This window comes from Streptomyces sp. NPDC102360, assembly GCF_044766085.1.
Lineage (GTDB): Bacteria > Actinomycetota > Actinomycetes > Streptomycetales > Streptomycetaceae > Streptomyces.
In genome coordinates this window covers 14,549-33,108 of sequence record NZ_JBIWLG010000009.1, presented here as the reverse complement: position 1 = coordinate 33,108, position 18,560 = coordinate 14,549, and the positions used below count along the sequence as shown (strand labels likewise).

Sequence of the window (18,560 nt, the reverse complement as noted above, 5' to 3'; positions counted from 1 at the left end):
GGGAAGGTCAGAAGCGGCGCGTGATCAGCGCGCGCTTCACTTCCTGGATCGCCTTGGTGACCTCGATGCCACGCGGGCAGGCGTCCGTGCAGTTGAAGGTCGTGCGGCAACGCCACACACCGTCACGGTCGTTGAGGATCTCCAGGCGCTGCTCCCCGGCCTCGTCACGCGAGTCGAAGATGAAGCGGTGGGCGTTCACGATCGCGGCAGGACCGAAGTACTGGCCGTCGTTCCAGAACACCGGGCAGGACGACGTGCACGCGGCGCACAGGATGCACTTGGTGGTGTCGTCGAAGCGGGCCCGGTCCTCGTCGGACTGGTGGCGCTCACGCGTCGGCTCGTTGCCCGTCGTGACGAGGAACGGCATGACGTCGCGGTACGCCTGGAAGAACGGGTCCATGTCGACCACGAGGTCCTTGAGGACCGTGAGGCCCTTGATGGCCTCGACCGTGATCGGCTTCTCCGGGTTGATGTCCTTGAGAAGCGTCTTGCAGGCCAGACGGTTCTTGCCGTTGATCCGCATCGCGTCGGACCCGCAGATGCCGTGCGCGCAGGAGCGACGGAACGTCAGGGTGCCGTCCTGCTCCCACTTGATCTTGTGCAGCGCGTCGAGAACCCGCTCCTTGGGGTCCATCTCCAGCTGGAAGTCCTGCCAGTTCGACTCGTCGGAGACCTCCGAGTTGAACCGGCGCACGCGCAGCGTGATCGTGATGTTCGGGGTGTCGGCGAAGCCGGCCTCGGGCGCACCCGCGGCTTCCGCCTTGTCCATGGTCGGGGTAGCCATCAGTACTTACGCTCCATCGGCTGGTAGCGGGTCTGGACGACCGGCTTGTAGTCGAGACGGATGGACTCGGAGCCGTCGTCGCCGACCTCGCGGTACGCCATGGTGTGGCGCATGAAGTTGACGTCGTCGCGCGTGGGGAAGTCCTCGCGGTAGTGACCGCCGCGGGACTCCTTGCGCGCCAGGGCGGAGGTCGCCATGACCTCGGCCAGGTCGAGCAGGTTGCCCAGCTCGATGGCTTCCAGGAGGTCCGTGTTGAACCGCTTGCCCTTGTCCTGGACGGACACGTTCTTGTAGCGGGCACGCAGCTCGGCGATCTTCTCGACGGCCGTCTTGATCGTCTGCTCGGTGCGGAACACCATCACGTTGGCGTCCATGCACTCCTGCAGTTCGTTGCGGATCACCGCGACGCTCTCGGTGCCCTGCGCGTCACGCAGCCGCTCGACGAGCTCCTCGACCATCGTCGCCGGGTTCTCCGGCAGCTCGACGAACTCGGTCTTGTGCGCGTGCTCGGCCGCCGCGATGCCCGCACGACGCCCGAAGACGTTGATGTCGAGCAGCGAGTTGGTGCCGAGGCGGTTGGCGCCGTGCACGGAGACACAGGCGACCTCACCGGCGGCGTACAGGCCGGGGACGACGGTGGTGTTGTCCGCGAGGACCTCACCCTCGACGTTCGTCGGGATGCCGCCCATGGCGTAGTGCGCGGTCGGCTGGATCGGGATCGGGTCCGTGTAGGGCTCGATGCCGAGGTACGTGCGCGCGAACTCGGTGATGTCCGGGAGCTTGGCGTCGAGCTGCTCCGGCGGGAGGTGCGTGAGGTCGAGGTAGACGTGGTCGCCCTCGGGACCGCAGCCGCGGCCCTCACGGATCTCCGTGTAGATGGAGCGGGACACGACGTCACGGGACGCGAGGTCCTTCATGACCGGCGCGTACTTCTCCATGAAGCGCTCGCCGTCCTTGTTACGGAGGATGCCGCCCTCACCACGGGCGCCTTCCGTAAGGAGGATGCCCATGCGCCAGATGCCGGTCGGGTGGAACTGGAAGAACTCCATGTCCTCCAGCGGGATCCCGCGCCGGTAGCAGGCGGCCTGGCCGTCGCCGGTCAGGGTGTGCGCGTTCGACGTCACCTTGAAGAACTTGCCGGTGCCGCCGGAGGCGTAGATGACCGACTTGGCCTGGAAGACGTGGATCTCGCCGGTGGCCAGCTCGTAGGCGACCACACCGGCGGACTTCTTGACGCCGTCTTCCTCGACGAGCAGCTGGTCCAGGACGTAGAACTCGTTGAAGAACTCCACGCCCTCCTTCACGCAGTTCTGGTACAGCGTCTGAAGGATCATGTGGCCCGTGCGGTCCGCGGCGTAGCAGGACCGGCGGACCGGCGCCTCGCCGTGGTTACGGGAGTGACCGCCGAAGCGGCGCTGGTCGATGGTGCCGTTCGGGGTGCGGTTGAACGGCAGGCCCATCTTCTCCAGGTCGAGGACCGAGTCGATGGCCTCCTTCGCCAGGATCTCGGCGGCGTCCTGGTCGACCAGGTAGTCGCCGCCCTTGATCGTGTCGAAGGTGTGCCACTCCCAGTTGTCCTCCTCCACGTTGGCGAGCGCGGCGGCCATGCCGCCCTGCGCCGCGCCCGTGTGGGAGCGGGTGGGGTAGAGCTTGGTCAGCACGGCGGTGCGGCTGCGCTTCGTCGACTCGATGGCCGCGCGCATGCCGGCGCCGCCGGCGCCGACGATGACGGTGTCGTACTTGTGAATCTTCACGGTTTCGCTCGCCTCGGCTTTAACGGATGTTGGGGTCGAAGGTGAAGATCACCAGCGTGCCCAGCAGGACGGTGAAGACCGTCGCGGCGTACAGCAGGCCCTTCAACCACATACGGGTGTTGGGGCGCTCGGCGTAGTCGTTGATGACGGTACGCAGGCCGTTGGCGCCGTGCAGCATCGCGAGCCACAGCATCAGCAGGTCCCAGCCCTGCCAGAACGGGGACGCCCAGCGGCCCGCCACGAAGGCGAAGCCGATCTTGGAGACGCCGCCGTCGAGGACGAGCTGGATCAGCAGGTGGCCGAGGACCAGGACGACGAGGACCACGCCGGACAGGCGCATGAAGAGCCAGGCGATCATCTCGAAGTTGCCGCGCGTCGAACGCGGGGTCTTCGAGGTGCGCTTGCGGGGCGCCTCGATGTACGGGGCCGGGTTGTCGACGTCGTAGAGGGAAACGCCCTCCACGGGGCCGACGCCGGGCGTCGCGGGGGTGGTGTCAGCAGACATGTCTGGCCTCAGCTCCCGAAGAGTGCGCGGACGGCGTGGCCGAGTACGGGGTACAGGGCCCCGACCATCAGGACGATCCAGATGCCCATGACGGTCCAGAGCATCTGCTTCTGGTAGCGCGGCCCCTTCGACCAGAAGTCGACGGCGATGACACGCAGTCCGTTGAGCGCGTGGAAGAGAATCGCGGCCACGAGGCCGTATTCCAGAAGCGCGACGATCGGCGTCTTATAGGTACCAACGACATCGTCGTACGCCTCGGGGGAGACGCGGACGAGAGCGGTGTCGAGGACGTGCACGAACAGGAAGAAGAAAATGAGGACACCGGTGACTCGATGAGCCACCCACGACCACATGCCTTCCCGGCCGCGGTACAGCGTTCCAGCCGGCACGGAAGAACCCTCCGGGAGCGGGGACTAGAGCCGCGCCGGCTTCAGTGTCGGGCGGGCCCGGCCGGGTACGGTCCACCGGCCGCTCGTCATCGTATCGACGAGTTGTCGGCACATCCGCACGGGGGGCTTATGTGTGATCAAACAGGCAATCAAACAGGCACGTACGGGCTATTGATGCCGGTTTCCCGGCCGGTTTCCGTGCGGGTCAGCCGGGCGAGCCGGCCCCGGGCGAGTCGCCGCAGCTCCTCGGCGGCCAGTTCGCGCTCGTGCACCGGGTCGTGGCCGAGCCGGGTGCGCAGGCCCGCGAGCAGGTGATCGAGGGCCTCACCGGGCGCGATGTCGTCCAGGCAGATCACGAACGGGTGGCCGAAGCGGGTCTGGTACGCGCTGTGGGCCGCGACCAGCGCGGTGTTGGCGACCGAGTACGCCGAGTAGCCCGAGTGCCCCGAGTACACGGCGGGGTCGGGCGGCAGCACCAGGTCCTCGCCGGTCAGGGCCTCGGTGATGTCGTCCGGGGCGAGGTCGTACGCCGCCTCGTCCGCCGCGGCGAGCAGCGCGTCCACGTCCGGGTACGGGCGGTGTGCCGCGACCCGGCGCGCCCAGGCCCGGCTGCGGCAGCACGTGTGCAGTGTCTGCTCGGCGGCCTCCCGCGGCAGCGCGTTGAAGCGCGCGAGGCCTCCGGCGGGTGCGGGTGCGGGTGCGGGTGCGGGTGCCGTGGCCTGGGCCGGTATGGGCAGGCGGCCGGGGGACTGGAGGGGGCTCAGAGCGGTCTCCGGCGGGGCGGGGTGGGGTGGTTGTGGCGTAACGCTAGCTATGGGGAGGGGTGGGTGTCCTAAGGAAGCGTGAATTTCACTCGGACGGGAGGGTTTGAGATGGGTGGGTGACGGTGCGCACGAGTGCCGGGGTTTGGTCTGTTTGCTTGGTGGGTGTCCGACGCGTCGTGGTTGCGTTTGCGCCACGCGGCGGAGCCGCAAATTGACACGTCCCCGCGCCCCTGGGGAGCCGCCGTTAACGTCGGCGGCGTACGTGTCGGTCTCTCGGGGTTCAGCGAGGTGTTCGTGAAGAAGGAGCGGCAGGCTCTGGTGGCCGTTGGTGTCGGGGTCGTCCTGGTCGCGGGCGTGGGGTGCTCGGGTGGGGGCGGGTCGCCGTCCGACGGGAAGTCGGCGTCGTCCGCGGCGCCCTCGCCCACCCGTTCGTACCCGCTGTCGAAGCCCGCGCACACGATCCCCGAGGTGCGGGACTTCACGCCCGCGCACGGGCCGGGCTGGAAGCCGGACGGCGGCAAGGTCGTCGTGAAGGACGGCGAACTGGCGGAGGAGGGGCGGCTCCTCGCCCGCGAGCTGGGCCTGAAGTACGCGGGCGAGGGCGAGGACGCGGGGTCCGGCGACGTCGAGCTGGCGCTCGGCGGGAAGAGCGGCGCGAACCCGGAGTCGTACCGGATGTCCGTGAAGGCGGGCACCGTGCGGATCGCCGGGCCGAGCGACACCGGCGTGTACTACGGGACGCGCACCCTCAAGCAGGAGGTGCACGACGGGGCCACCGCGCCCGAGGGCGTCACCGCGGACGAGCCGGCCAAGGCGCAGCGCGGGTTCAGCCTCGACATCGCGCGCAAGCACTTCACGGCCGACTGGATCAAGGACCGGATCCGGGACATCGGGGACCTCAAGTACAACCAGCTGGGGCTGCACTTCTCCGACGACCAGTCCTTCCGGATCGCGTCCGACTCGCACCCGGAGGTCGTCTCCAAGGAGCACCTCAGCAAGGCGGAGGTGCGGGACATCCTGAAGCTCGCCGCCGAGCGGCACATCACGGTCGTGCCGGAGATCGACTCGCCGGGGCACCTGGGCGCCGTGATCGCCGCGCACCCGGATCTGCAGTTGCGCGACGCGAGCGGGGTGGCGGCGCGCGGCGCCGTAGACATCTCGAAGCCGGGCGCCGCGAAGATCGTCGACGATCTGCTGAAGGAGTACGCGAAGCTGTTCAAGGGTGCGTACTGGCATCTGGGCGCCGACGAGTACCGGGCGCTGATGAGCGAGAACCCCGAGGCCTCCTACCCGCAGCTCGCCGCCGCGGCGCGGAAGAAGTACGGGGCGAACGCGAAGGTCCAGGACCTCGCCCAGGGCTGGCTCAACGACCGGGCGAAGACCATGGCCCCCTACGACCGCAACCTGAAGGCCTGGAACGACGGGTTCTACAAGGGCGGGGTCGTCGACGCGGACAAGGGCATCGAGGTCGCGTACTGGACAGGCAAGGAGATCGGGGCGCGCGAGCCGCTGGAGTACTTGGACGAGGGCCGCAAGCTGACCAACTACAACGACGAGTACCTGTACTACGTCCTCGGCCAGCCCAACACCTTCGTCTATCCGACCGGTGAGCGGATCTACAAGAGCTGGACGCCGCGCGTCGTGCGCGGGAAGAGCCCGGTGCCCGCGAAGTACGACGACCAGATCCTGGGCGGCTCCTTCGCCGTGTGGTGCGACATCTCGGGGGCGCAGACCCCGGCGCAGGTCGCCAAGGGCATCCGGATGCCGCTGCGGGCGACCGTGCAGAAGCTGTGGGACCCGAAGACGCCGGAGCTGAGCTGGCCGAAGTTCGTTGCCCTGGCCGACAAGCTGGACGGCTGACCGTCGCGATCCGCTGTTCTGGTGGCGAAGTCCCGTACGACTGTGGTCTATTCGGCCGCAGGTAGGACGTATGTGGCGTACACCGGGACGGGGGAACGGCCATGGGCTACTGGGGCTACTACGTGGTCGCGAGAAGCGCTCAGCCGCTGGACAAGTGCGAGGCCCTGGGCGGGGTGCGCGAGGAGCTGATGCTCCTGGAGGAGCGGGCCGCCGGCTGGCAGGTGTGGGAGTGCCCCGGCGGCGGCGAGCAGGCGCGGGACGTGGGCAGCATGAACGCGCTGGCGGCGGAGACCGGGGCGCCCGCCCTGTTCGCGTACGTCATGGACTCCGCCTGCGCGGTCGTCGAGGCGGCCGGGCCCGAGAGCGGCTCGTGGACGGCGTGCCTGGGGCGCGCCGCGATGACCGGGTACATCGGTGGGGACGAACGCGCCCTGGAGGACTACTTCCTGCCGCCCGGCGACGCCGCGGAGCGGGCCGTCGCCTGGGCCGGCGAGTGCGGTCGCGAGGTGCCGCTGGAGCCGCTCGACGAGGTGCTGCGCTCGGCCGCCGAGCCCTCGGCCGAGGAGCTGTTCTTCCGCTTCCTCGACCGGCTCGGCGTGCGGTGATGTGACGTTCACTGTGACGTTCCCCGCTGTGCGGACGCAGTGGGATACGTAGGTGGCAAGGGGAATTGCTGGATCCGTGTCCGGAGGAGCGTTACGTCCATGAGCCTGGTGGAACTGATCGCGGAGGCCGACGAACGCGGCCTCGCCACGAGCGGGCTCGGCTGCCTCGACCGGTGCGTGCCGCTGCTGGGCGTCGGCGGGCCCGGCGACCCGGAGGAGGACGTGCTGCGCCCGCTGTGGGCGAGCCTCGCGGAGGACGGCGCGGACTGGGGCGCGCGGCTCGTGGCGGCGCGCGACGCGCTGGACGGCGCCGAGGGCGAGGGCGAGGCCGCGGAGCTGGTGCGGCGGATGCTCGGGGCCGCGCCGGAGCGGGCGGTGGCCGAGGCGTGGCGGGAGTGGGCGGACGCCTGCTCGGTGGCCGCGCTCCAGGTGCACCGGATGCTCGATGTGACACAGGACCGGGCGGTCGGCGTGAGCGCGCGCCGCGAGGGCAGCACCGAAGGGATGTCGCCGCTCGTCGCGGCCGAACTGCGCCGCCAGACCCAGATCCTGGAGCTGCTCGCGGGTGGTGGCGCGGGTGGGCTTCGGCAGGCCCTGGTGGTCTCGACGGAGGGGCGCAGGGTGCTGCGGGCGGCCGTCTCGCGGCGCGCGCGGGGGCGCGGCTGACGCCTTCGGCGCGGCTCTCGGAGTCGTGACGCACGCGTCGGCGCAAGAAGGGCACACACGGCGGGCGTACACGGAGGGCGCAAATCGGGCACAAACCGGGCGCACGAGGCGGTGCGAAACGGGCGTACGGGCGGAGGATGAGAGGCGATGCGCGCCATCAGGTCCGCGCAGCCGTCGATGCAGGAGGCCGAGTCCCGTGGCCGATACCCGCCCCGCCGCACAGAGCCAGGACCAGCCTCCGCCCGACCCCCGCCGCTGGTGGGCCCTCACCGTCATCGCGGTCGCCCAGCTGATGGTCGTCCTCGACATGACCATCGTGAACATCGCGCTGCCATCGGCCCAGACCGACCTGGGCATGACCGACGGCAACCGGCAGTGGGTCATCACCGCGTACACGCTCGCCTTCGGCGGACTGCTGCTGCTCGGCGGGCGGATCACGGACCTGATCGGGCGCAAACTCGCCTTCTGTATCGGCCTGTTGGGGTTCGCCGCCGCGTCCGCGCTGGGCGGCGCCGCGGCGGGACCCGGGATGCTCTTCGGGGCGCGGGCGCTGCAAGGCGTGTTCGCGGCGCTGCTCGCGCCCGCCGCGCTGTCGCTGCTCGCCACGACGTTCACCGAACCCCGGGAGCGCAGCCGGGCGTTCGGCGTGTTCGGGGCGATCGTCGGGGCAGGCGCCGCCATCGGGCTCCTCGCGGGCGGCTTCCTCACCGAGTATCTCGACTGGCGCTGGTGCCTGTACGTGAACGTGCCCATCGCGCTCGCGGCGTTCGCCGGGGCCCTGGTGCTGCTGCACGGCGGCCGGGTGATGACCGATCCGCACCTCGATGTGCCGGGCGCGGTGCTCGGCTGCGCGGGGATGCTGGCCATCGTCTACGGGTTCTCGGAGGCCGAATCCCGTTCCTGGGGCGACGCGTTGGTGCTCACGCTGCTCTTCGGCGGCGTCGCGCTGCTCGTGCTCTTCGGGTGGTGGCAGCGCCGGGCGCGGGTGCCGCTGCTGCCGATCTCCGTGGTCAGGGACCGGCAGCGCGTCGGGGCGTTCCTGACGATCCTGTTCGTGACCGTCGGGATGTTCGGCGTCTTCCTCTTCCTGACGTACTACATGCAGCGCGTGCTCGGATACTCGCCGGTGAAGACGGGGGTCGCCTATCTGCCCATCACGGCGGGCATGATCGTCGGTTCGACGCAGGTCGCCGCGCGGCTGCTGCACCGGGTGCCGCCGCGCACCCTGATGGTCCCGGGGCTCGTCGTCGCGGCGGGCGGACTCGCGATCATCGCGCAGGTGGGGACCGAGCCCGCGTACGCCTCGCACCTGCTGCCGGGCATGCTGATGCTCGGCCTCGGCATGGGTACGGCCATGATGACGTCGGTGTCGCTCGCGACCGGCAGCGTCGCCCCGCAGGACGCGGGCGCGGCCTCCGCGACCTTCAACACCGCGCAGCAGGTGGGCGGTTCGATCGGTACGGCGCTGCTCAATACGATCGCGGCGAGCGTCACCGCGCGGTACCTCACCGAGCACGCGACGCCCGGCGCCGACCGCCGCGAGCTCGCCTCGCGCGCCGCCGTGCACGGGTTCAACGTCGCGACCTGGTGGGCGGTGGCCTCGGTGCTGCTCGCGGCGGTGGTCGCGGCGGTCGTGGTGAACGCGCCGCGACCGCCGGCGGCGGGGAGCGCGGCGCCGGTCACCGATGACGTAAAGGAGAGGGCCGTGGGGGACTGAGCGGCCCCCACGGCCCTCACTGGTGCGATTCGCTTACTACGGAGCCAGGTTGGTTCCGATGCGCGCGGTCGCCGAGGTGCCGAGCGTCGTCTTCGTGAAGGTCTTGGTCGAGGACAGACCCAGACCGCTGGAGTTGCTCGGTACGTACGTCAGGTTGCCCTCGCCCGTGTTCTCGCCCGCCGTGCCGAGCACCAGGTCGGCGCGGCCGTAGCCGGAGAGGTCGGTCAGGGCGACCGCCGAGCCGAGGTTGTCGTCGGTCTCAGTGGAGCCGGGGACGCCGGTGGTGTCCTGCGTGACGGTGAGCGCGCCGGTGCCGGTGATCCCGGTCGAAGTCCCCTTCAGGAGGATCGAGTTGCCGGCGTTGGAGCGGTTCTTGCCGTCGCGGGTGATGTCCTCGTTCGGGGCGCCCGCGAGAACGTCCGCGTAGCCGTCGAGGTTGTAGTCGCCCACCGCGATCGAGGCGCCCATCGCGTCGCCCGACTCGGCGGCGCCGGGAACGCCCGACGTGTCCTGGTTGACGCTCTTGGCGCCCGTGGCGGTCAGCCCGCCCGCGGCCGTGGATGTGGCCGGCGAGCCCTTGACGAAGGTGACCTGGCCGCCGGCCGCGGCGCCGGACTCGGCGGTGTACGGCTGGCCGATGGCGATGTCGTCGACGCCGTCGCCGTTGATGTCGCCCGCGCCGATGGAGCGGCCGCCCTTGACGGTCAGCGTCGCGGCCTTGCGCAGGCCGCCCGCACCGCCCTTGTACCAGACGACCTTGCCGAGGCCGGCGCCGTCGCGGTAGTTCAGTGCGACGTCCGCGTAGCCGTCCCGGTTGAAGTCGCCGGACGCGGCGTCCGCGTAGGACAGGTTGTCCTCGGTGGTGGTGATCGTGGAGTCGGTGTCCCAGTCGTCGCCGTAGCGGGCGCTCCAGGTGCCGCCGGTACCGGTGGAGGCGGCGAACACGTCGGCCTTGCCGTCCGCGTCGAAGTCGCCGACGGCCACGGCGGATCCGAAGCGCGCGTTGGTCAGCTCGTAGCTGCCGTCGATGTTCACACCGGTGCCGGAGGTGAAGGCCGGGCCGTACAGGATGGTGTACGCGCCGCGGTTGGAGTGGCCGGCCGTGTCGTCCTCGCCGGGCTGGCCGACGACGATGTCGGTGGCGCCGTCGCCGTTGATGTCGCCGGTGGCGGTGGAGGCGCCGAACTCGTCACCGCTCTCGCCCGCGCCGGGCACGCCCGAACTCGACTGCGAGATCAGCTTCTTGCCGGTGGTCGTGGGCCCTGCGGCGCTGCCGGGTACGAGGGCGATCTGACCGCCGCTGGAGCCCTTCGGGAGGCCGGCGACGATGTCCGAGGTGGCGTCACCGACGACGTTCTGGCTGGGCAGCGCGTGGGAGATGCCGGGGGCGGCGGCCTGCGTCGCGATGCGGCTCAGCTTGGGGTACAGGTTCGTGCCGGGGCACAGGGTGGAGTTGGTGTCCTTGTGGCCGAAGACGCGGGGGAGGGTGATGGAGCTGCCGTTGGCGACCTTGTTGCCGTCGACGCCGAGGTCGCCGTTGGACGTCAGCGTCACCTTCCCGGCCGGGTCGAGGCCGTACTGGCCGAACTTCCAGGCGACGACGCGGGCGATGGCGTCGAGACCGGCCTTCGTGGGCTTCGCCGACTGGAAGTTGCCGAGGTAGGAGATGCCGACGGTGTCCGTGTTGAACCCGTAGTCGTGTGCGCCGTGCACCGGCAGGTCCATGCCGCCGCTGCGGCCCTCGAATATCTGGCCACAGCGGTCGACCACGAAGTTGTAGCCGATGTCGTACCAGCCCTTGGCGATGTGCTCCTGCTGGACCGTGCGGACACGGGCGGCGGAGTTGGCGCACGGCGAGCTGTTGTCGACGTCGACGCCGGTGTGGTGCACGACGGCGGCCTTGATCGAGTCGTCGTACACCGGCGTGCCGTTGTACTCCGTGCTCGCGCCCCACTGGGCCTGCGTGATGATGTGCGGCTTGACGACGGTGGAGGGGCGGGCCTCGGGGACGGTCTCGGTGGGCTCGGGCGCGACGGAGGCGCTCGTGCTCGTGCTCGCCGCGGGGCTCGTGGAGGTGTCGGCCTTCGGAGTCGCGGAGGCGGAGTCGGAGGGCGAGGCGCTGGGGCTCGCGGACGCGGAGGCCGACTCGTCGGAGGCGACGCTGTACGCGGCGTTCTGCGGGTCTGTGCCGGTGGCGGTCTTGCCGGGCCCGGTGCCGGGGTCGAGCAGCTTGACGTTCATCCCGGAGGGCAGCTCGGACGCGGAGCCGTCCTCGGCGACGACCCGCACCTCGACGCCGTCCGCGTCGTCCTCGGTGGGCACGGATACGGTGCCGCCGCGCATCCCGGCGCGGGTGCGCTCGACGCCGTCGGTGTCGTTCTGGTCGCTCAGCGGGATGCTCGTCCAGCCGCTCCACGCCCCGGACCCGGCCTCCCGGGACCGGAACTGGGCGGTGCCGTCCAGCTCGGCCTTCGGGTTCTTCCACGTGAGCATCACGGCGCCGAACGTGTCCGTCGACTTCCGCGGCACGACCTTGCGGTCGGCCTTCGTCTCCAGGCCCAGCGTGTGGATCGCGGCGGGCCGCTTCTTGGCGACCGCCGCCGTACCGGCGTCCGTCGGCCCTGCCATCGCGTACGACACGACTCCGGCGCCGCCGACCACGACCGCCCCCATCGTGATCCACGCTCTCCGCTTGAGACTCAGCGGCTTGTACGCGTGCGATCTGCGCGCGCCGGCCGCGTCTTCTCGCGAATGTCGCGGGCTCAATTGCCCCACCCCTTGATGAAGTTCACATGGACCCCGCGTGCACACGCGGGTAGATGCTCTATCCAGCGAACGACTGTTGAAGAACGTCACTGGTTGTGCGGATGTGGCGCGCGTCACTCCGTGCGGATGCCGGGGTGTTCTCGCGTCAGACGGCGAACATCGACCCGCCGTCCTCGAAGCGGACGATCTCGGAGGCCGCCGGGCGGCGTACGGTCAGCGGCCTGTCGTACTCGGAGAACTTCACATCGGCCGTCATGTCCTTGTCCGTTGCCCTCAGGGACCGCAGATACGGCTTCGCGCCGGCATCCACGTAGGCCATGCCCTCTTCCCCGGATTCCGGGGCCGGTACCAGCGGGACCATACGTCGCCCGCCGTGCTGTACGGGCTTCAGCGCCTTCGTCCCTTCCACGTCCTCGTTCTCGCCCATCTTGTGGGCGAGAGTGCACAGTTCGGCGAGGGACTTCGCCCCCTTCGGGCCGGAGGGCGCCTTCAGGTACTTGCCGCGCATCAGGGCGATCCGCTGCCGCATCCGGTCGGCGACCTGCGTGCCCCGGGTGTTCGCCATGCCCTGCAGTTCGTTCAGCGCCGTGGCGCTGAACTTCATGTACGCCTCCGGTTCCTTGCCCGCGAGGGCGACGAGGTGCCCGCGCTGGCCAGGGCCCGCGTCGAAGTCGCCCGCGCAGTTCTCCTCGCGGTCCATCCGTACGTCGAGCCGTATGTGCTGCGTGCCCTTGCGGATGTCCGCGGCCACCCGCACCGAGCGGGCCTCGCGCAGCAGGCCGCTCGCCTGTGCCAACAGGAGTTCGCCAGGCGGGAGTTGAGTGATGCTCGGCGCTTCGACCGGGTCGATGACGCTAGCGGCCCAGTCCGCCTCCGCCCCCGACGTGACCATCGGCTCGTCGCGGGGCGCGGCCCACCACACGGCTCCCGCCGCCAGTACCCCGACGCCCACCACACCGGCCACCGCACCCCGTACGGTCACGGCGCGACGCGCGCCGTCCCCCTCGCTGCTCATCGAGCGCACCCCTCGGCTGATCGGAAGGGAGGCGCCGTGATCCCGGCGGCTCCCGCACTCTTTCCTCAGCGGAGTCGGCCGCGCGGACGTCACAGGAAACGCACATGTTGCTTGTCACAGGGGCAACCGGGACGTCGCGTACAACCAGCGGGGCTGTTCGTTCGTCGTGCTGGAATTCCCCCTACGTCGTGGCGCCCTTGAGCGACGTCACGAACGCCGTCCAGGCGCCACCACTGAACACGACCGCCGGACCGGTCGGGTTCTTGCTGTCGCGGACGGGGAGGTGGGCGGTGCAGGCCGCGTCGTTGACCTCCAGGCAGTCGCCGCTGTCGCCGCCGCTGTACGTGGATTTCCGCCAGGCGTCGCTCACTTCGAGGCAGGCGCCGCTCTCGCCTCCGCTGTAGCTGGACTTGCGCCACATCGTCAGGGCCGAGGCGTTCGGGATGGTCGCGTGCTTCTCATTCCAATTGCGCATGCTCGTAATCCTCCGCGACGGAGCGGATCAGCGCCAGGGAATCCCGGTGGGACAAGGCGTCGCCCATGGCTTGGTCGTAGGCCCACTGGCACTGCCGTACTACGGAGGGGACTTCAAGTACCCGGCCCGTGTTCAGGCCCTCCACATATGCGACCGGCGGTAGGTCCTCGAACCACATCAGCGAGACCACACCCTCCATCAGCGCGTGCAGGCCCACCGAGAAGGGGAGCACATGCACTCGGATCCGGTAGGTCTCGCCCAACTCCGCGATGTGACGAAGCTGTTCGCACATCACGGAGGGCCCGCCAGCCGGGCGTCGCAGCACCGCCTCGTCCAAGAGCGTCCACACCACCGGGCTCCCGAAATCGGCGAGGATCCGGGCCCGGTTGAGGCGTGTGACAAGGAGCTTGTCACGTTCCTCGGGGGTCTTCGGCGGGAAGCCGGACGCCAGGACCTCGCTCGCGTATGCCCTGGTCTGGAGGATGCCGGGGACCAGTTTCGGTCCGTACACCTTGATCGTCGTCGCCTGCTCCTCCAGCCGCAGCGCCTCCGCGAAGTGTTCCGCCACCGCGCCCTCGCCCTGCGTCGGTAGAAAGCGCTCGAAGACGCCTCCCGCGTTCAGGACCGCGTCCAGGCGCCGCGCGTCCTCCAGGGACGGTCTGCGTCGGCCGCCCTCGATGTGCGCGATGTGCGTGCGCGACATCACCGCACGCACGCTCAACTCCTCCTGCGTCAGGCCGGCCGCTTCGCGGCGGCGGCGCAGTTCGTCGCCGTAGCTGGTGCGGGATCCGGGGTTGTCCTCGATGGCCATACGCGACTCCCGTATGTGACAAAGCGTTTGTCACGCTCCGACCTCTGGCGAGCCTAGCTGCGATGACTCCACAGTGTGACCGTTCTCAGGCGGAAAGTAGCGAGGAGTGGTGCTGTGGAAGGCGTTCCGTACGGCGAAGGGGTGTACGTCGCCCATGCCGAGACCGACGTGTACGGGCCCGGCAAAGTGCTGGCCGTCGACGGGGAGTTGAGGCGGGTGCGGTTCGTGTACTTCGTCGCCACCGTGGGGGTGGGTGTGCTGCGGGCGGCCGACGCGAGCGAGGAGGCGTGGGTGCGGGCCTGGATCGCCGAGCGGCGGCAGCGGTACGGCGGGCAGTGGTGATTACCGTAAGTGGTCGTGCGGTTACGGGAGTTGCGCTACGGTTACCGAAAGTTAAGCGGCCCCCGCGCTGGTAGCAGCCAGCGGCGAGGGCCTACATCCCCAGTGGCTGCTATCCCGAAAGGCCCACCGGCAATGTTGCGTCATGTTATCCCTCCCACCGGTTCCTTCAGTCAGGTTCCGAACTCCCTCATCCGACATCCCCGGCTCGGATCCGATGCCGTGCGACTGCTCACCTGGCAGCTTTCGCTCCCCGCCGAGGCGAGTGACTCCCTCTCCAAGACCGCTGAGAAGGCCGGGCTCGGCAAGTGCGCCTTTCTGCGTGCCAAGCGGCAGTTGAAGGCCGAGGGCTTTCTGCACGAGTGGCGGGTGCAGGGGCAGCGGGGGCGCTGGGAGACCGTGCAGTTGGTGTCGAGCGTGCCCCTTACGGAGGACGAGGCCGTCGCCGTACGCGATGACGGCGCCGCTCCGGCGGGCGACCGTCCGGCCGTCGGTGGGCCGAACCGTCCGGCCGTCGGTCGTCATCCAAAGGCAGAAGATCTTGGGGTGAACACCTCCACCCCTCCGGCGGCGGCAGCCGAATCCGCGCCGGAGACCGACGCCGCCGCCCAATTCGTCGCCGGGCTGACGGAGTTGGACGCACGGCTGCGCGTTCCGCGCGCCATGGTCGCCGAACTCGCCGCCCGCGTACGGGACTGGTTCGCGCGCGGGCACACCGCCGCCAGCCTGTGGCAGCACATCCGGTTGAACCTGCCGGGGCGGCTCGGGTGGATCGAGCGGCCCGGTGGGCTGCTGCGGTACGTGCTCGCCGAGATCGCGCCCGCGCCCGCCGTCGCGGCGGTCCACATTCCCGTACAGCGGAGCGAGCCGGTCGTGCCTCGGGTCGCGCGGATGCGGGAGTGCGAGGGGCAGCATGTGCAGGCGCGGCTCTTTGTGCCGTTCGGGGACGAGCGGTTGTGCGGCGTCTGCCGGGCGTGATCTCGCGAGGTGGCATGACTGTGACGTTTCTGTGCAGGACGGCGCTGATCTCCAGGGGAGTTGGTGGACGCAGACGCGTTCGCCTCATGAGGAGACGCGCGAAGAGGGAAGCGGTTGGGCCAGGGAGGGGGACCACGTCGTGCGCAGGCGCACGACGTGGAGCTGGGCGCAGCCGTCGCGCGGGCACAGGAGGGCGACGAGGCCGCCTTCGCCGTTGCCTACCGGATCGTGCAGCCGGGGTTGCTCGGGTACGTGCGCGGGCTTGTCGGCGACGAGGCGGAGGACGTGGCCGCCGACGCGTGGCTGGAGATCGCCCGGGACCTGGGGCGGTTTCGCGGGGACGGGGCGGGGTTCCGTGGGTGGACCGCGACCATCGCCCGGCACCGTGCGCTCGACCTGATCCGGCGGCAGAAGGTGCGGCCGAAGCAGTCCGTGCTCGAACAGGACGTGCTGGAGCTGCCGGGTCGGCAGAACACGGCCGAGCAAGCGCTGGAGGCGCTCTCCACCGAGCGGGCGCTCGCGCTGCTCGAACAGCTGCCCCGTGACCAGCGGGAAGCGGTGCTGTTGCGGGTCGTCGTCGGGCTCGACGGGCCCGCCGCCGCACGGGTGCTCGGGAAGCGGCCCGGCGCCGTGCGCACGGCGGCGTACCGGGGACTCAAGCGGCTCGCCCGGGAGCTGAGTGGGGCGGGATGACCGACACGCCGCCCCTCGCCCCCGCAGCCGTCGGCGCGCTCCTCGCCGCCGCCCTGACCGGTACCCCGGACGCGAACGCCGAGCGGCAGGCGCTCGCCGCGTACCGCGCGGCCCGCGCACATCAAGCCCCGCCGGCGGGGCTGGTAAGCGGGACGGCCGAGGTCGCCACCCCCCACAGGAGAGACCCCGGCCGCCGCGCGTCACGGGTCGCGAGCGGCCCGTACTTGTGTCAGCGCCGCCGGTGCGTTTTCTGTCACACCACTCCGGGACACCATTGGTTGTCTGTTGTACGAACATGGACGCGAGGACGTTTCAGGCCGTAGCGTTCTGGTTCGCGCCGGGCGCGCGCACCCGTATCTACGGCGCACACGGCTTCACGGCCAGAGCAGGGCAGGGGCAGGGGAGTGCTGGGGGACGACGCGGAGCTGACCGCCGCGGTGCTTGCGGCGCGGGACGGGAGCGAGGCCGCCTTCCGGACCGTGTACCGCGCCGTGCACCCACGCCTGCTCGGATACGTACGCACGCTCGTCGGCGACCCGGACGCGGAGGACGTCGCGTCGGAGGCCTGGCTGCAGATAGCCCGCGACCTCGACCGGTTCGAGGGCGATGCCGACCGGTTCCGCGGCTGGGCCGCCCGGATCGCCCGCAACCGCGCGCTCGATCACATACGCATGCGGGGACGCCGGCCCGCCATCGGCGGCGACGAGACCGAGCTCACCGGCCGACCCGCACTCTCCGACACCGCCGCCGAGGCCATGGAGTCCCTGGCCACCGGCAGCACGATGGCCCTCATCTCCGAACTTCCGCAGGACCAGGCAGAGGCCGTCGTACTGCGCGTCGTCGTCGGGCTCGACGCGAAGAGCGCCGCACAGACCCTCGGCAAACGGCCCGGCGCGGTCCGCACCGCCGCGCACCGCGGCCTGAAGCGGCTCGCCGAACTGCTCGGCGCCGCCGAGCCCACGGCGGACGGGGGCGCCGCCGACTCCCTCGAAGCGGTACCGACTCCACGGCGCGACCGCACCCGTACGTCGACGTCCGCAGGTGTGACGCATTCGCGTTCGCGGACGCAGAAGGACATGTGATGGCCGACGAGCACGACAAGTGGCTTAACCGCGACGCGGCGGACCGCCTGCTGCGCGGAGAGGCCCCGGCCGTATCCGGAGACGACGCCCGGCGGGCCGAAAGGCTGACCGCCGCGCTGCACGCGCTGGCCGAGGTACCGGCAGGACCCGAGGGTGAACTCCCGGGTGAGGACGCCGCGTTGAAGGCGTTCCGTGAGACACGCGCCGTCACGGCCGTGGACGGTGCCGTGAACGGCGCCGTGAAGGGATCCGCGCGCGCGGGTCGCGCCCGGCGGTCCGCCCGGCCGGCCCCGAAGGCGTCCGTGCGGCGTTCGCGCTGGGGCCGCCCCGCGCGGCTCGGAGCCGTCGCCGCGTTCGCCGCGTGCATGGTCGGCGGGGTCGCGGTCGCCGCGGGGACGGGGGTGCTGCCCTCTCCGTTCCGCGAATCGGGCGATCCGGCGCCGGCCGCGTCCGTGTCCGCCGCCGCGAGCCCCGACCGGCCGCTCGCCTCGTCCTCCGCGGGGGTCACGGAGGACGGCCACGCGGTGCCGGGCCCGACGGAACCGTCCGGCGCCTCCGGCAGCGGGTCCGCCTCCGGCTCCCCGTCCGGTGGCAAGGACAAGGGCAAGGGCGCTCCCGGCGCCGGCCGTACGTCCAAGGGGCACGGTCCCGGATCGGACGTGACCGGCGCCGACGGGGCGAGGGCCCAGGCGCGCAAGCTCGTCGACACCTGCCGCAAGTACCGGGGCGGGCAGTCCGGCGCCGCGGACGTGCAGCGCCTGGAGGCGTCCGCGAAGGCCCTCGGACAGGACACGCGGAGCCTCGACCGCTTCTGCGACCGCGTCCTGGCCCGCGACAGGACCCCCACGGCGCCGGCCGACAGGACCGTCGCGCAGCACACGGACGGCAAGAGCGACTCGGGCAGCCAGAGCGGCTCGGACGACGGCAAGGGGTCGGACGGCAAGGGCGGCGGCGACCGCGGAAACGGCAACGAGGACGAGGACGGCGACGCGGGCGGCACCGCGAGCCCGAGCCCCAGCACGACCTCCGGTTCCAGCGCGACCTCCGGTTCCAGCGCGACCACCAGCCCGGCCGCCGGCCCGAGCCCCAGCGCGGATCCGACTCCGTGACCTGCGGAAACGTAACGGCCAAAGAGCTCGCGCTCCGGGTGTGACGTTTCTGGACGACGCGGCGCAGTAATGAGTGAGCCGACTGGTCATCGGCAGCGCACGAGCCCGGGTTCCCCCCGTACCTGGAGCTCCGTGCCACTGGCGCGGGGGGGGGGCGGGGCCCCCCCCCCCCCCCCCCCCCCCCACACAAAAAACCCCCCCCCCCCCCCCCCCCAACCCCCCCCCCGCCCCCCCGGCGCCCACCCCCC

General features: G+C 70.9%; 18 protein-coding genes. 9 read left to right on the top strand and 9 right to left on the bottom strand.

From position 1 onward, the window contains the following. Positions 1 to 7: 7 nt before the first annotated feature. The 5 genes from ACIRHA_RS29695 to ACIRHA_RS29675 all read right to left on the bottom strand — a co-directional run bounded on the left by ACIRHA_RS29695 (position 8) and on the right by ACIRHA_RS29675 (position 4,061). Positions 8 to 784, bottom strand: a complete 777-nt coding sequence (locus ACIRHA_RS29695) for a succinate dehydrogenase iron-sulfur subunit (protein WP_403852239.1) — start codon at positions 782 to 784, stop codon at positions 8 to 10. Beyond that, positions 784 to 2,538, bottom strand: coding sequence for a succinate dehydrogenase flavoprotein subunit (sdhA, locus tag ACIRHA_RS29690; RefSeq protein ID WP_403852237.1), 1,755 nt, complete (start codon positions 2,536 to 2,538; stop codon positions 784 to 786). Before sdhA ends, ACIRHA_RS29695 begins: the two co-directional genes overlap by 1 nt. A gap of 19 nt (positions 2,539 to 2,557) precedes the next feature. Then, positions 2,558 to 3,043 (bottom strand): succinate dehydrogenase hydrophobic membrane anchor subunit, encoded by a 486-nt coding sequence (locus tag ACIRHA_RS29685; RefSeq protein WP_403852235.1) that lies wholly within the window; start codon positions 3,041 to 3,043, stop codon positions 2,558 to 2,560. Positions 3,044 to 3,051: 8 nt separating this feature from the next. Continuing rightward, a complete protein-coding gene (gene sdhC / locus ACIRHA_RS29680) occupies positions 3,052 to 3,432 on the bottom strand; it encodes a succinate dehydrogenase, cytochrome b556 subunit (protein WP_266713332.1) in 381 nt (126 codons plus the stop codon). 149 nt (positions 3,433 to 3,581) lie between these two features. Then, a complete protein-coding gene (locus ACIRHA_RS29675; RefSeq protein ID WP_403852861.1) occupies positions 3,582 to 4,061 on the bottom strand; it encodes a 2-oxo-4-hydroxy-4-carboxy-5-ureidoimidazoline decarboxylase in 480 nt (159 codons plus the stop codon). 423 nt (positions 4,062 to 4,484) lie between these two features. On the opposite strand from ACIRHA_RS29675, the gene ACIRHA_RS29670 reads away from it, so the two are divergent. From ACIRHA_RS29670 to ACIRHA_RS29655, 4 genes are all read left to right on the top strand, one after another. Beyond that, positions 4,485 to 6,056 (top strand): glycoside hydrolase family 20 protein, encoded by a 1,572-nt coding sequence (locus ACIRHA_RS29670; protein WP_403852233.1) that lies wholly within the window; start codon positions 4,485 to 4,487, stop codon positions 6,054 to 6,056. A gap of 101 nt (positions 6,057 to 6,157) precedes the next feature. Further along, positions 6,158 to 6,661, top strand: a complete 504-nt coding sequence (locus ACIRHA_RS29665) for a hypothetical protein (RefSeq protein WP_403852230.1) — start codon at positions 6,158 to 6,160, stop codon at positions 6,659 to 6,661. A 99-nt stretch (positions 6,662 to 6,760) separates the two neighbouring features. After that, positions 6,761 to 7,327 carry a hypothetical protein gene (locus ACIRHA_RS29660; RefSeq protein WP_403852228.1) on the top strand — a complete coding sequence of 189 codons (567 nt, stop codon included), beginning with the start codon at positions 6,761 to 6,763 and terminating at the stop codon, positions 7,325 to 7,327. A gap of 196 nt (positions 7,328 to 7,523) precedes the next feature. Further along, positions 7,524 to 9,044, top strand: a complete 1,521-nt coding sequence (locus ACIRHA_RS29655; protein WP_403852226.1) for an MFS transporter — start codon at positions 7,524 to 7,526, stop codon at positions 9,042 to 9,044. A 36-nt stretch (positions 9,045 to 9,080) separates the two neighbouring features. Here ACIRHA_RS29655 and ACIRHA_RS29650 read toward each other — a convergent pair whose 3' ends face one another. The 4 genes from ACIRHA_RS29650 to ACIRHA_RS29635 form a co-directional block, all read right to left on the bottom strand. Beyond that, positions 9,081 to 11,717, bottom strand: coding sequence for an N-acetylmuramoyl-L-alanine amidase (locus tag ACIRHA_RS29650; RefSeq protein WP_403852224.1), 2,637 nt, complete (start codon positions 11,715 to 11,717; stop codon positions 9,081 to 9,083). A gap of 238 nt (positions 11,718 to 11,955) precedes the next feature. Continuing rightward, positions 11,956 to 12,825: a hypothetical protein gene (locus ACIRHA_RS29645; RefSeq protein ID WP_403852221.1), complete on the bottom strand. Its 870-nt coding sequence runs from the start codon at positions 12,823 to 12,825 to the stop codon at positions 11,956 to 11,958. A 181-nt stretch (positions 12,826 to 13,006) separates the two neighbouring features. Next, positions 13,007 to 13,300, bottom strand: coding sequence for a DUF397 domain-containing protein (locus ACIRHA_RS29640; RefSeq protein WP_403852218.1), 294 nt, complete (start codon positions 13,298 to 13,300; stop codon positions 13,007 to 13,009). Beyond that, positions 13,284 to 14,111, bottom strand: coding sequence for a Scr1 family TA system antitoxin-like transcriptional regulator (locus tag ACIRHA_RS29635; RefSeq protein WP_403852215.1), 828 nt, complete (start codon positions 14,109 to 14,111; stop codon positions 13,284 to 13,286). The genes ACIRHA_RS29640 and ACIRHA_RS29635 overlap by 17 nt, the downstream gene beginning before the upstream one ends. A 114-nt stretch (positions 14,112 to 14,225) precedes the next feature. On the opposite strand from ACIRHA_RS29635, the gene ACIRHA_RS29630 reads away from it, so the two are divergent. From ACIRHA_RS29630 to ACIRHA_RS29610, 5 genes are all read left to right on the top strand, one after another. Further along, a complete protein-coding gene (locus tag ACIRHA_RS29630; RefSeq protein WP_403852212.1) occupies positions 14,226 to 14,453 on the top strand; it encodes a hypothetical protein in 228 nt (75 codons plus the stop codon). Between the two features lie 219 nt (positions 14,454 to 14,672). Further along, a complete protein-coding gene (locus ACIRHA_RS29625) occupies positions 14,673 to 15,428 on the top strand; it encodes a hypothetical protein (protein ID WP_403852209.1) in 756 nt (251 codons plus the stop codon). Between the two features lie 114 nt (positions 15,429 to 15,542). Beyond that, a complete protein-coding gene (locus ACIRHA_RS29620; RefSeq protein ID WP_403852206.1) occupies positions 15,543 to 16,121 on the top strand; it encodes an RNA polymerase sigma factor in 579 nt (192 codons plus the stop codon). A gap of 404 nt (positions 16,122 to 16,525) precedes the next feature. After that, positions 16,526 to 17,203 (top strand): RNA polymerase sigma factor, encoded by a 678-nt coding sequence (locus ACIRHA_RS29615; protein ID WP_403852203.1) that lies wholly within the window; start codon positions 16,526 to 16,528, stop codon positions 17,201 to 17,203. Further along, positions 17,203 to 18,312, top strand: coding sequence for a hypothetical protein (locus tag ACIRHA_RS29610; protein ID WP_403852200.1), 1,110 nt, complete (start codon positions 17,203 to 17,205; stop codon positions 18,310 to 18,312). The genes ACIRHA_RS29615 and ACIRHA_RS29610 overlap by 1 nt, the downstream gene beginning before the upstream one ends. Positions 18,313 to 18,560 lie beyond the last annotated feature (248 nt).